Origin of the sequence: Marivita sp., assembly GCF_022763305.1 — a bacterium.
GTDB lineage: Bacteria > Pseudomonadota > Alphaproteobacteria > Rhodobacterales > Rhodobacteraceae > Marivita.
Window position 1 is genome coordinate 120312 of the sequence record NZ_JALEGT010000121.1, and the last position, 13614, is coordinate 133925.

At 60.4% G+C, this 13614-nt stretch carries 12 protein-coding genes; all 12 read left to right on the top strand.

Going from position 1 to position 13614, the window contains the following annotated elements:
• The first annotated feature begins 135 nt into the window (after positions 1–135).
• The 12 genes from bchF to acsF all read left to right on the top strand — a co-directional run bounded on the left by bchF (position 136) and on the right by acsF (position 13555).
• Complete coding sequence (gene bchF / locus MRY75_RS21625; RefSeq protein ID WP_292310104.1) at positions 136–645, top strand: 2-vinyl bacteriochlorophyllide hydratase; 510 nt, start codon at positions 136–138, stop codon at positions 643–645.
• On the top strand, positions 642–1928 hold the full coding sequence (locus MRY75_RS21630) for a ferredoxin:protochlorophyllide reductase (ATP-dependent) subunit N (RefSeq protein ID WP_292310106.1): 1287 nt from the start codon (positions 642–644) through the stop codon (positions 1926–1928). Before bchF ends, MRY75_RS21630 begins: the two co-directional genes overlap by 4 nt.
• Positions 1925–3481, top strand: a complete 1557-nt coding sequence (bchB, locus tag MRY75_RS21635; RefSeq protein WP_292310108.1) for a ferredoxin:protochlorophyllide reductase (ATP-dependent) subunit B — start codon at positions 1925–1927, stop codon at positions 3479–3481. Before MRY75_RS21630 ends, bchB begins: the two co-directional genes overlap by 4 nt.
• Positions 3471–7040, top strand: coding sequence for a magnesium chelatase subunit H (locus MRY75_RS21640; protein WP_292310110.1), 3570 nt, complete (start codon positions 3471–3473; stop codon positions 7038–7040). Before bchB ends, MRY75_RS21640 begins: the two co-directional genes overlap by 11 nt.
• Positions 7041–7113: 73 nt before the next feature.
• Complete coding sequence (bchL, locus tag MRY75_RS21645) at positions 7114–8034, top strand: ferredoxin:protochlorophyllide reductase (ATP-dependent) iron-sulfur ATP-binding protein (RefSeq protein ID WP_292310248.1); 921 nt, start codon at positions 7114–7116, stop codon at positions 8032–8034.
• The gene (bchM, locus tag MRY75_RS21650; protein WP_292310112.1) at positions 8034–8705 is read left to right on the top strand and encodes a magnesium protoporphyrin IX methyltransferase; all 672 of its coding nucleotides are present in this window, start codon (positions 8034–8036) and stop codon (positions 8703–8705) included. Before bchL ends, bchM begins: the two co-directional genes overlap by 1 nt.
• A complete protein-coding gene (locus MRY75_RS21655) occupies positions 8702–10141 on the top strand; it encodes a PucC family protein (protein ID WP_292310114.1) in 1440 nt (479 codons plus the stop codon). The genes bchM and MRY75_RS21655 overlap by 4 nt, the downstream gene beginning before the upstream one ends.
• A 26-nt stretch (positions 10142–10167) precedes the next feature.
• The gene (gene puhA / locus MRY75_RS21660; protein ID WP_292310116.1) at positions 10168–10947 is read left to right on the top strand and encodes a photosynthetic reaction center subunit H; all 780 of its coding nucleotides are present in this window, start codon (positions 10168–10170) and stop codon (positions 10945–10947) included.
• Between the two features lie 50 nt (positions 10948–10997).
• Positions 10998–11639, top strand: a complete 642-nt coding sequence (gene puhB / locus MRY75_RS21665) for a photosynthetic complex putative assembly protein PuhB (protein ID WP_292310118.1) — start codon at positions 10998–11000, stop codon at positions 11637–11639.
• Positions 11640–11651: 12 nt separating this feature from the next.
• Positions 11652–12119: a photosynthetic complex assembly protein PuhC gene (puhC, locus tag MRY75_RS21670; RefSeq protein ID WP_292310119.1), complete on the top strand. Its 468-nt coding sequence runs from the start codon at positions 11652–11654 to the stop codon at positions 12117–12119.
• 18 nt (positions 12120–12137) lie between these two features.
• A complete protein-coding gene (locus tag MRY75_RS21675) occupies positions 12138–12434 on the top strand; it encodes a hypothetical protein (protein WP_292310121.1) in 297 nt (98 codons plus the stop codon).
• Positions 12431–13555 (top strand): magnesium-protoporphyrin IX monomethyl ester (oxidative) cyclase, encoded by a 1125-nt coding sequence (acsF, locus tag MRY75_RS21680; RefSeq protein WP_292310123.1) that lies wholly within the window; start codon positions 12431–12433, stop codon positions 13553–13555. The genes MRY75_RS21675 and acsF overlap by 4 nt, the downstream gene beginning before the upstream one ends.
• The last annotated feature ends 59 nt before the right edge of the window (positions 13556–13614 follow it).

Here is a 13614-nt window from a genome sequence, read left to right on the forward strand (position 1 = left end):
CGTTTTCTGACGGTTCTTCGGAGTCTGTCAGAGAATCGTGCGGCGCATCCGACGTTGGAACATGAGTGTAAGTTTTAGTTGACACTTGCCGCTGGCCGCAGATACTTTTCAGGGAACAAGAACGGAATCGAAGACATGGCAGGATCGCATCGCGCCGCCGGAAAGCCGGCTTTCCTCTACACGGAGGAACAGCGCGCACGCCGGGACAACAGCATCTGGACCACCATTCAGGGCGTGCTTGCACCGCTGCAATTCCTTGTTTTCCTTGTCTCTCTGGCTTTGGTGCTGCGCTATCTGCTGACTGGCGCCGGATATGACGCGGCGACGATATCCATCCTGATCAAGACGGTTTTCCTGCTCACGATCATGGTGACGGGCGCAATCTGGGAAAAGGTCGTCTTTGGTCAGTACCTCTTTGCACCGGCCTTCTTCTGGGAAGATGTCTTCTCGTTTCTCGTCATCGCGTTGCACCTGGCCTATGTCTGGTCGCTCTGGACTGCTGCTCTGACCCCGACTGGGGAGATGTTGCTCGCGCTGGCGGCCTACGCGGCTTATGTGATCAACGCAGGCCAGTTCCTTTGGAAACTGCGTGTCGCCCGTCTGGAAGCCGGCAAAGTCACCCCGACAAGTGAGGCACCCGCATGACCGAGCAATTCGCCCCGCCGCCGTCCCGCGGCTGTTCGAACACACCTGTTCTGAAAGAGCGAGGCCAGCACGAGGTATTCTGTGGACTGACCGGCATCATCTGGTTGCACCGCAAGATGCAGGATGCGTTCTTCCTTGTCGTCGGCAGTCGCACCTGCGCGCATCTTCTGCAATCCGCGGCTGGCGTGATGATCTTTGCCGAACCGCGTTTTGCCACCGCGATTCTGGAAGAGACCGATCTTGCCGGAATGGCCGACGCACAGCAGGAGCTGGACCGCGTGGTAGGCGAATTGCTGTCGCGCCGTCCGGATATCAAACAGCTGTTCCTCGTTGGGTCCTGCCCGTCCGAAGTGATCAAGCTTGATCTCGCCAAGGCAGCAGAACGCATGAGTGCGCAGTTTGCGCCGAATGTCCGCGTGCTCAGCTATTCCGGTTCCGGTATCGAGACCACATTCACCCAGGGTGAAGATGCCTGTCTTGCTGCAATGGTGCCGGTTATGCCGCAGACGGACGCGCGCGAGTTGCTGTTGGTCGGTGCGCTTCCCGATGTTGTCGAAGAACAGGCCATCGGTTTGCTCGAAGCGATGGGCATCGGTCCGATCCGTGTTTTGCCCGCCGCACGCGCGAGCGATGAATATGGCATTGGCCCGAACACGGTCTACGCGCTGACCCAGCCGTTTCTGACCGATACGCACGAAGCGCTGCAACGGCGTGGTGCCAACCATATCGCTGCTCCGTTCCCCTTTGGTGAAGAGGGCACAACACAATGGCTGCGCGCCATCGCGGATCAGTTCGGCGTGACGGACGCGAAATTCGCCGAAGTCACTGACGCTCCGCGCGCTAGGGCCCGCAAGGCGGTCGCACAGGCATCGGAAGCGATCAAGGGTCGGTCCGTCTTCTTTTTCCCCGACAGCCAATTGGAAATCCCGTTGGCACGTTTCCTCACGCGCGAGTGTGGAATGGATGCGGTCGAGGTCGGAGCTCCCTTCATTCATAAGGCTGTGATGGCCCCCGATCTTGATCTTCTGGCCGAGGGCCCGGTGATCGCTGAGGGTCAGGATGTCGACAAGCAACTCGACCGCTGCCGCGCCGCCCGTCCCGATCTGACGGTCTGCGGTCTGGGGCTTGCCAATCCGCTTGAAGCCGAGGGTTTGACGACCAAATGGGCCATCGAACTGGTTTTCACGCCGGTGCATTTCTACGAACAGGCGGGCGATCTGGCGGGTCTCTTCTCGCGCCCCGTGCGCCGCCGCGACCTTCTCAAACTGGAGGCTGCGGAATGAAGCTGACCGTTTGGACATATGAAGGCCCCCCGCATGTCGGCGCAATGCGCGTCGCCACCGGCATGACCGGCCTGCATTACGTGTTGCACGCCCCGCAGGGCGACACCTATGCCGACCTGCTGTTCACCATGATCGAGCGGCGCAACCACCGCCCGCCGGTGACCTATACGACGTTCCAGGCACGCGACCTGGGCGCTGATACGGCTTACCTGTTCAAGGACGCCGCGATGGCCGCTTATGAACGGTTCAAGCCCGAAGCGATGATCGTCGGCGCGTCCTGCACCGCCGAACTCATCCAGGATGATCCCGGCGGTCTGTCCGAGACACTTGGTCTGCCGATACCGGCCATTCCGCTGGAACTGCCCAGCTATCAGCGCAAGGAAAACTTCGGCGCGGACGAGACGTTTTTCCAGATCGTGCGAACTTTGGCAAAGCCGATGGACAAGACCGCGCACGTGACGGCCAACCTGATCGGGCCAACCGGTCTTGGCTTCCGTCACCGGGACGACATCGTTGAAGTTACCGGTCTGCTTATGGATATGGGGATCGAGGTGAACGTGGTGGCTCCCATGCCCGCGTCACCCTCGGAGATCGCGAAGATGGGTCAGGCCCATTTCAACGTACTCATGTACCCCGAAACCGCCGAAACCGCTGCCCGTTTCATGGAACGGGAGTTCGGGCAGCCCTACACGAAAACGGTTCCGATCGGCGTTGGTGCGACCCGCGATTTCGTCGCTGAAGTCGCCAAACTGGCCGGAGTAGAGCCTGTTCTGGATGAAAGTCGTCTGCGGATGCCGTGGTATTCGGCCAGCGTCGACAGCACCTACCTGACCGGCAAGCGCGTCTTCCTTTTTGGTGACGGCACGCACGTCGCCGCCTGTGCCCGCATCGCGCGCGACGAGATGGGTTTCGAAGTGGTCGGCATGGGCTGTTACAACCGCGAACAGGCTCGAATGCTGCGGAACTTGGCCAAGGAGTACGGCGTCGAGGCCTTGATCACCGACGATTATCTCGAGGTCGAGCGCCGGATCGAGGAACTCGCCCCAGAGCTGATCCTCGGCACGCAGATGGAACGCCATATCGGCAAGCGTCTGGGCATTCCCTGCGCTGTCATTTCCGCACCCGTCCACGTGCAGGACTTCCCGGCGCGCTACAGCCCGCAAATGGGCATCGAAGGCGCCAATGTAATCTTCGACACGTGGGTTCATCCGCTCGTGATGGGTCTGGAAGAGCATTTGCTCACCATGTTCCGCGAAGATTTCGAATTCCACGACGACGCAGGTGCAAGCCACCACGGCCACAAGGCCAAGCTGCGCGAAATCGGGATTTCCGAAAGCCCGGAGTCAGAGACTGTTTCACCTGAACCCGTGCACGTGAACACCGGTCCGGTCGAGATTGTCTGGCTTCCGGCCGCCGAAAAGGAACTCAAGAAAATCCCATTCTTTGTGCGCGGCAAGGCCAAGCGCAACACCGAAACCTTCGCGTCCGAGCGGGGTGTCTCTGAAATCAGCGTTGACACGCTTTACGAGGCGAAGGCTCATTATGCGCGATAGTTTCACCGAAGCCCGGGCGTACAACATCGCCATCATCACACTGGACAGCCATGCGGCCGGTCCCGTGGCGCGGGCGTCGGTCAATCTTGCGCAGGATTTCCCCGGTCTGAGCGTTACGGTACACGCCGCTGCCGAATGGGCCGAAACGCCGGAAACGCTGGCTGAAACCAAGGCCGCGATCGCCAAAGCCGACATGGTTGTGGCCAATCTTCTGTTTCTCGAGGAACATATCAAACCGATCATCGACGACCTGCGCGCGGTGCGTGACAAGGTCGACGGGATGATCGGGGTCATTGCCGATGCAGAGATCATCAAGCTGACCAAGTTGGGCAAGCTCGACATGAGCAAGCCAGCCTCTGGCTTAATGAAAATCCTGAAATCGCTGAAACCGAAATCCAAGGACTCCGAGGTCGAGAAGGGTGAGAAGCGGATGCAGCAGCTCCGCCGCCTGCCCAAGCTTCTCAAGATGGTACCCGGCAAGGCACAGGATTTGCGGTCCTGGTTCCTTGTCATGCAGTACTGGCTTGGGGGTTCCGACGACAATATCGAGGCTATGGTCCGCTACCTTCTGGGCAAATACGCCAAGGGTCGCGAAGAATGGCTGGGCGCGGTCGCCGAAGCGCCTATCGAATATCCCGATGTGGCTCTGTATCACCCTGATCTGCCCAACCGCATCACCACCGACATCGCCGATCTGCCACGCCCGGCAGATGCGAAGGCCACGATTGGCCTTCTGATGATGCGGTCGTACGTGCTGGCAAATGACACTGCGCATTACGACGCCGTCATCCGTACGTTCGAAGCCAAGGGCATGGCCGTTGTTCCCGCATTTGCTGGCGGTCTCGACGGGCGTCCTGCCATCGCCGAGTTCTTCCGGCGCGACGATGCCACAACGATTGACGCGATGGTGTCCCTCACCGGGTTCAGCCTTGTGGGCGGGCCCGCGTATAACGACAGCTCCGCCGCGGTCGAAGTGCTCAAGGATCTCGACATCCCCTACATCGCGGCGCACCCGCTTGAATTCCAGACTTTGGGTCAGTGGGCGAACGGCGAACAGGGTCTGGGCCCGATCGAAACCACGATGCTCATTGCGCTGCCCGAACTTGACGGTGCGACCTGTCCGACCGTGTTTGGCGGCCGTCACGGCCCCGAAGGCTGCAACGGCTGTCAGTATCAGTGTCCTTGCGACACCGCGAGCAAGGCCATGGCGCCCTGCCGCGAACGGATCGACAGTCTGGCGGAAAAGACGCTGCGCCAGGCGCTGCTGCGTCGCAAGGAAAACGCCGACAAGAACGTTGGCATCGTGCTGTTCGGCTTCCCGCCCAATGCGGGTGCCGTTGGCACTGCGGCGTATCTGAGTGTCTTTGAATCGCTTTACAACACGCTGCACGCCATGAAGGCGCAAGGCTACGATCTTGATCCGCCCGAAAGTGTCGATGCGCTTCGCGTTGCGGTTCTGGACGGCAATGCCAGGCAATATGGCCAGGAAGCCAATGTTGCCGCACATGTCAGTGCCGACGAGATCGTGCGCAACACGCCGCCTCTCAAGGCCATTGAGGCGGTTTGGGGTCCGGCACCGGGCAAGATCCAGTCCGACGGGCGCGGCGTTTTTGTGCTGGGTGCCCAGTTCGGCAAGGTGTTCGTCGGGGTCCAGCCGACCTTCGGATACGAAGGCGATCCGATGCGTCTGCTGTTCGAACGCGGGTTCGCGCCGACACATGCTTTCGTCACTTTCTACCTGTGGATGCGGAACACCTTCAAAGCCGATGTCGTGCTGCATTTCGGCATGCACGGCGCGCTTGAGTTCATGCCCGGCAAACAAGCGGGCCTAGGGGCGCGCGACTGGCCGGACCGGTTGATCGGAGAGATGCCCAATGTCTATCTCTACGCGTCGAACAACCCGTCCGAAGCGGCCTTGGCGAAGCGTCGTTCAGGTGCAGTCACCGTGACACATCTGACCCCCCCGCTTGCGCAATCGGGTCTCTACAAAGGCCTGCAGGAACTGAAGGACAGCCTGACGCGCTGGCGGTCACTTGATCCTTCCGACGCGGAACGGGTCGAGTTGGAGGCGCTGATTGCCGAACAGGCTGATGCCGTGGATATGTCCGGCACACAGCCCGATGCGCTCTGGCTCAAACTGCTGGAAACCGAAGATGCGTTGATCCCTGATGGTCTTCACATCGTCGGCAAGCCATTCAGCGATTCCGCACGCGCGGAATACCTCAAGCTGATCGACACCGCAGATGCCGAAACGAAGGCGCAGATCGACATTCTCTTGCAGCAGGAAACCGAGATTGCGGGTCTTCTGCGCGCGCTTGACGGGCGTTATACCCCGCCGGTGCCCGGTGGTGATCTGATCCGCTCGACCGAGGTGCTGCCCACGGGGCGCAACATCCACGCGTTCGATCCGTTCCGTATGCCGACCGAGTTTGCATGCCGCGATGGTGCGAAACAGGCACAATTGCTGCTGGAAACCCACAAGACCCTGCCGCGCACCGTGGCGCTGGTGCTGTGGGGATCAGACAACATCAAATCCGACGGTGCACCCTTGGCGCAGGCGCTTGCCCTGATCGGCGCGAAGCCACGCTTTGACAGCTTTGGTCGCATTTCCGGCGCTGATCTTATTCCGCTTGAGGAACTGGGTCGCCCGCGCATCGACGTGGTTATGACCTTGTCAGGCATTTTCCGCGATCTTCTGCCTTTGCAGACCCGCATGCTGGCCGAGGCGGCAAAGAAAGCCGCCGAGGCGGATGAGCCTTTGGAGATGAACTACATCCGGGCTCATGCGTGGGTCTATGCGCAGGAAAATGGCGTTGACCTTGAAACCGCCGCGTTGCGCGTGTTCTCGAACGCCGAAGGGGCCTATGGGTCGAACGTGAATGCGCTCGTGGACAGCTCTGCGTTCGGAGACGAAGACGAGTTGGCTGACGCCTACGAGGCGCGGAAATCCTTTGCCTATGGCGTGAACGGCAAGGCAGCAGCAAACCCCGCTCTTCTGCAGGAAACGCTCAAGACCGTCGATGTTGCCTATCAGAACCTCGAATCCGTCGAGCTGGGGGTCACCACAGTTGACCACTACTTCGACACGCTGGGTGGGATCTCCCGCGCTGTAAAACGCGCCCGCGGTGGACAGGAAGCAGCGATTTACATCTCGGACACCACGCGTGGCAACGGCAAGGTGCGCACGCTTCAGGATCAGGTCGCGCTGGAAACCCGGTCGCGCAGTCTGAACCCGAAATGGTTCGAAAGCATGCTCAAGCACGGGGCCGAAGGCGTGCGCCAGATCGAGGCGCAGGTCACCAACACGATGGGATGGTCCGCCACCACCGGCAAGGTCGAGCCTTGGGTCTATCAGCGTCTGAGCGAAACCTTCGTTCTCGACGCCGACATGCGCGCCCGGCTGGCCGAACTCAACCCGACCGCCTCGAGCCGCATGGCGAACCGCCTCCTCGAAGCGCACGACCGCAACTACTGGCAACCCGACGCCGAAACGCTGGCTGCGTTGCAAGACGCAGCAGACGCTCTGGAAGATCGCCTTGAAGGGATCGCCGCAGAATGAGCGCCAACACGTACAACCGGAGGCCCACATGAGCCCACTTGACGCAAAAAGCCCCCCCGCCGCCCGCGCCGCAATGCGCGAAGCTGCCGGACTCGAAGCGCGCGGCCTGTCCGCGCCACCCGTTCTCAAGGGTCAGGACGGGGAAGGCTCGGTTCAGGTGCACCAGGACAATTCGATGCGCATCGAAGGGGCCAAGGTTTTTGCTGTCTATGGCAAGGGCGGCATCGGCAAGTCGACAACGTCGTCGAACCTGTCCGCCGCGTTTTCCAAGCTGGGCAAGCGCGTGCTTCAGATCGGCTGTGACCCGAAGCACGACAGCACCTTTACATTGACGGGTAAGCTGCAACCGACGGTGATCGACATTCTGAAAGAGGTTGATTTCCACGCCGAGGAACTGCGCCCCGAAGATTTCATGGCCGATGGTTTCAACGGGGTGAAATGCATCGAAGCGGGCGGTCCGCCGGCCGGAACCGGCTGTGGTGGCTATGTTGTCGGTCAGACCGTCAAACTGCTCAAGCAGCACCACCTTCTTGAAGATACAGATGTCGTTCTTTTCGACGTTCTGGGTGACGTGGTCTGCGGTGGCTTTGCCGCTCCGCTTCAGCATGCGGACCGTGCGGTGATCGTCACCGCCAATGATTTTGACAGCATCTACGCGATGAACCGGATCATTGCCGCCGTGCAGGCCAAGTCGTCTAACTACAAGGTGCGGCTTGCAGGATGCGTTGCCAACCGGTCGCGCGAGACCGATGAAGTGGATCGCTTCTGCGACAAGGTCGGCTTCAAGCGCATTGCGCATATGCCCGATTACGACGCCATCCGCCGCTCGCGTCTCAAGAAGAAGACCCTCTTCGAGATGCCGGACGAGGAAGACATCGTCATGGCCCGCAAGGAATACATCCGCTTGGCCGAGACCCTTTGGAACGGCACCGAGGCACTGACACCTCAGCCGCTTGAAGACCGCGACATCTTTGAACTTCTGGGATTCGATTGATGAGCTACGACGCGACACGCGATCGGGTCGAACACTATTTCGACCGCACGGCCACCAAAGTGTGGGAGCGTCTGACCTCGGACGCTCCGGTGAGCCGGATTCGTGAAACTGTCCGCAAAGGCCGGGACCAGATGCGCGACAAGCTGCTGTCTGCGCTGCCGGCTGACTTGAACGGAGTTCGCGTTCTTGATGCGGGCTGCGGTGCGGGGCAGATGACGCAAGAACTGGCCGAACGTGGCGCTGATGTTGTTGCAGTCGACATATCGCCGTCGCTCGTGAAGATCGCAGAGGATCGTCTTCCTGCACATCTGCATCCACGCGTGACCTTTGCCAGCGGCGATATGTTGTCTGCCGACCTGGGCAGGTTCGACTATGTGATCTCGATGGACAGTCTGATCTATTACACCGGCGCTGATATTCGCGCCGCTCTGGCACGGCTTGGCGAACGCACCAGTGGCTCTGTCGCCTTTACCGTGGCTCCGCGCACCCCGCTCCTGATGACGATGTGGTACGCCGGAAAGGCCTTTCCCCGATCCGACCGGTCGCCTGTGATGATTCCGCATGGCCCGTCGCGTTTGCAGAAAACTGTCTCTGATATTGGCCAGCTCCGCGATCTGGGTCGGATCACATCGGGATTTTACATCAGCCAGGCGCTGGAGTTCCGCCCATGATCGTCAGCCGCAAACAAGTGAAGTCCCTTGGCCTGAGGCTGTTGCCGTTTTCGGACGCGGCCTCTGATGACCTGCCGCTGGGCCAACTGCTGCGGCTTGCCCTGTTTCAGGTGTCCGTGGGCATGGCGGGTGTCATGCTCCTTGGTACGTTGAACCGCGTCATGATCGTGGAGCTTTCTGTCCCGGCAACTCTGGTTGCGATCATGGTCGCGTTGCCGGTCCTCATCGCGCCCTTCCGGGCGCTTCTCGGGTTCAAGTCGGACAACTATCGCTCTGCCATCGGGTGGAAGCGGATTCCCTATCTCTGGTTCGGCACGCTCTGGCAATTCGGGGGTCTCGCGGTGATGCCCGCCTGCCTGTTGGTGCTGGGTGGCGATGTTACCCACGAAGTGCCTTTTGCCGGTGAGGTCTTTGCCGCGCTGGCCTTCATCATGACCGGGCTCGGGATGCATATGACACAGACCGCTGGTCTTGCCCTAGCAGCTGACCGGGCAACGGACGAAACGCGCCCGCGCGTCGTCTCGCTGCTTTACGTGATGTACCTTCTGGGGATGGGCGTATCGGCCATCGTGATTGGCTGGCTGCTGAAGGATTTCTCGGGCCTGCTTCTGATCAGCGTCGTGCAGGGCTGCGCGGTGGCGACACTGCTGCTCAATGTCATCGCGCTTTGGAAACAGGAGCGCGTCCGCCCGATGTCGAAAGAGGATCGTGATGCGCCTCAGCCGTCGTTCAAGGACGCATGGAAAGACCTGACGGCCGGTGGCTCTGCGGGGCGTCTGCTTGCCGTGGTCTTCGTCGGTACGATGGCCTTCAACATGCAGGACGTTCTGCTTGAACCCTATGGTGGCGAAATTCTTGGGTTGAGCGTATCGTCGACCACGTTGCTGACGGCGACATGGGCGCTGGGCGCGTTGCTGGGCTTTGCGCTGGCTGCGCGGGTTCTCGCCAAAGGAGGCAACACCTACCGCATGGCGTCGGTCGGTCTGCTGGCCGGGGTCGCCGCATTCAGCACGGTGATCTTCGCGGCACCGATGAATTCGACTGCGCTGTTCTTCCTCGGTGCCGGTTTGATCGGGTTCGGTGGCGGGTATTTTGCCATCTCGACCCTGACAGCAGCGATGACGCTGCCCGCCGAAGGGCTTGCCGGGCGCGGACTCGCCTTGGGTGCGTGGAGCGCTGCGCAGGCGACAGCCGCGGGTCTGTCCACGCTCATCGGGGGAGCCACCCGCGATGGCATCAACATGATCGCGCTGTCCGGCCGGTGGGGTGAGGCCCTTGCAACGCCCACCACCGGCTATTCCGTCGTCTACCACTTCGAAATCGCGCTTCTGTTCGCGACGCTCATCATTCTTGGGCGACTCGTCAGCCAGAGCAGAAGCACTCTTACCATCAACCAGAAACCGACAGGGCTGGGCCTTGCCGATTTCCCAACCTGACCAAGGCCCATCAAGGAGAACTGAACATGACCGAAGACTATATCCTTGGAAACCTCGACCTCGCGAGCATCTCGCTCTGGTTGTTTTTCATCTTCTTTGTTGGACTCGTGATCTGGATCCAGCGCGAGAACCAACGCGAAGGCTATCCGCTTCTTGATGAGGACGGCAGCCAGGCGGATGCCGGCAGCGTGTTCCCGAACCCGGCCGACAAGACCTTTCTTCTGCCGCATGGCCGCGGCGAGTATACCGTTCCTTCAGGCCAGAACCCGGAACGGACCGATATCGACGGCAAGCTGACCCGTCAGTTTGACAGCGGCGGTTTCCCCTTCGATCCTGTGGGCAATCCGCTCGAAGATGGCGTGGGACCGGGCAGCTGGGCAGCGCGCCGTGACGAACCCGAACTTGATGGTCATGGTCATCCGAAGATCATCCCGATGTCGGGCAGCGAACATTTCCGCGTATCCGCCGGTCGTGATCCGCGTGGTCTGCCTGTTGTCGCAGGCGACGGTGCCATCGTGGGCAAGATCACGGACATGTGGGTCGATGAGCCGGAACAGATGGTGCGTTACCTCGAGATGGAACTCGATGCGGAATACGGCAGTGGGTCGCGTCTGGTGCCGATCACCTTCACCCGTATCTGGGGCAATCGCGTGAAGATCCGTTCGATCTTCGGTGAGCATTTCGCCGGTGTTCCGCAGCTCGCCTCGCCGCAGCAGATCACCAAGCTCGAGGAAGAAAAGGTCAGCGCCTACTACGGTGGCGGCACGCTCTACGCGAGCAAGGCCCGCCTCGAGCCGCAGATCTGACCATCAAGGACCAACAGCCGCAGCCACGGCTTTAGGAAAGGGAACCCACCATGCCGCATGATGACTTTCAGGTAGAACCGGTCAAAGGCTTGCCAGAGACACCTCCCGAGGGAGAGGTGATCCTCTGGCAGGGTAAGCCGGACTGGTGGGCCCTTTCGAAAGAGTCGCTGAACCTGCTCTGGGTTGCGGGATACTTCGTGTTCCTCGCCGCGTGGCGGTTCGTGGCTGTGGTGGATCTGATGCCCTTGGGTCAGGCGATCTGGGCGTCTGTGCCCTTTCTGATCCTCGGTGCCATCGTCTGCGTCCTGCTGATGGGCATTGCCTGGGCGCAGGCGCATTACACTGTCTACACCATCACGAACCGGCGCGTTGCCATGCGGATCGGTGCGGCACTGACCGTTACGCTGAATCTGCCATACACCCAGATCGGAGCGGCCAATCTTGACCTGCGCAAATCCGGGACAGGAACCATCGCGTTCGATCTGATGGGGGATACGAGGATCAGCTATCTGGTCTGCTGGCCGCATGTCAGGCCGTGGCGGATTTCTCCGACGCAGCCGGCACTGCGCTGCATCCCCGAGGCTGAAACCATTGCTGCGATGATTTCGGAAGCGGCTGAAGCCCGCGTGTCCACACCGCGTGTCGAACGGACAACAGGCGCGGCTGCCCCGGCAGCCGTGGCCGCGGAATAAGGAGGGTAAGGCATGCAGACGCCGACAATCGACAAGGCCCGCATCCACGCCACCGAACGCGAACTGGTACCGCGCCTCTTTGTCCGCGCGATGTTCGGAATGGTCATGGTCTGCCTCATCATGGTTGCGGTCTATCGCTGGATGGACGGCCCGGTGCAATACACCGCGCCAGAGTCTCCGGTGGTCATCGAAAAGACGCTCTTTCTCGAGGGCGCGATGAGCGGCGCGGCCAAGGTCTATACCGAGGATGGCACGCTGTTTGCCGAATATTCGCCGGAAGAGGGTGGATTCCTGTCCGGCATGTGGCGGGTCCTGCAACGGGAACGCACGAAGGCACGTGTCGATCTGAACGGTCCGGTGATCGTTCGCGCACGTGAGAACAACCGTCTTGAGATCTTTGATCCCAGCACGGGATGGGGGGCCGACCTCATGGGGTTCGGCGCCGACAACTCGGCCGCCTTCGCCAGGCTGCTGAACTAACCGAAAGGGAATCGGACAATGGGTCTTCTGACGAAAGAAATCGAAAGGGCACCGTGCACAGTGGAAATCAGCCACTGTTTCGAGAGCCTGCACGCGCATGTGCGCTTCAACAACGGTGCGGTGATCTATCCCGGCGACGAAGTGAAGGTTCAGGGACCGGAGATCATGGCCCCCTTCGGCGAGGTCGTGTCCGAGGATCGCGAGGCGATCATCGTCCGGGCCTCCAAACTCGAACAGCTCTGGACGCGCCTGACAGGCGATTTCGAAGTGATGGAGCTGTGTGAATTCTCCTTCTCCGACGAGGTGACGCTATGAACATGCATGCCAAACACTCGGCCGATGCGACAACCGTCGAAGAAGGCCTGGCCATTCAGGAAGAACAGGCCAAGTACGACGACAATTTCGCGACCGAAACCGCGATGGCGAACACGCTGCTCACGCCGCGGTTCTACACCACCGATTTCGACGAGCTTGACGCGATCAATGTCGACGGCATCCGCGCGGAATGGGACGAGCTGATCGCCCAGATGGAAGCGGATCCGAACAAGGGCCATTTCAAGAAGAACGAAGACTGGGACCATGTCGACTGGGAGAATATGGAGCCGCAGCTCAAGAAGGAATTCATCGACTTCCTGATCTCCAGCTGCACCGCCGAGTTCTCGGGCTGCGTCCTTTACAAGGAAATGAAGCGGCGCGGCAACAACAAGGACATCACCCAGCTGTTCCAGCTCATGGCGCGAGACGAAGCGCGGCATGCCGGTTTCATCAACGACGCCCTGCGCGAGGCCGGTCTGCGGGTGAACCTTGGTTTCCTGACACAGTCGAAAAAGTACACCTATTTCCGGCCCAAGTTCATCTACTACGCCACCTACCTTTCGGAAAAGATCGGTTACGCGCGTTATATCACGATCTTTCGCCACCTTCAGGCGAACCCGGAACATCGGTTCCACCCGATCTTCAAGTGGTTCGAAGAATGGTGCAATGACGAGTTCAGCCATGGCGAAGCCTTCGCGCTTCTGATGAAGACCGATCCGAAGCTGACTCAGGGCAAGAACGTGCTCTGGATCAAATTCTTTCTGACGGCGGTGTACGCCACCATGTATGTCCGCGACCATCAGCGCCCGGCTTTCCACAAGGCGCTTGGGGTCGATCCCGACTGGTATGCGCATGAGGTCTTCACCAAGACCTCCAAGCTGAGCGAGCAGATCTTCCCGATTACGCTCGACATCGAGCATCCCCGCTGGCAGCCGACACTCGAAAAACTGCAGCGCGCAAATGTGCAGATTGCCGAGGGCAAGACGCAGGGCGGTCTGGGTGGAAAGATCAAGGAATGGACCGGTGCCGCCAAGGCCGCGACCTGTTTCCTGTCGCTCTACACAATCCCGGCGCGCAAGCATCAGGTGCCCAGCAACACCCGGCTTGTACCAGCCTACTGACCGTGTGGGGGGCTAACCCCCCACATTCCTCCGCCGTAAATGAAATGAGAAGAAGGACA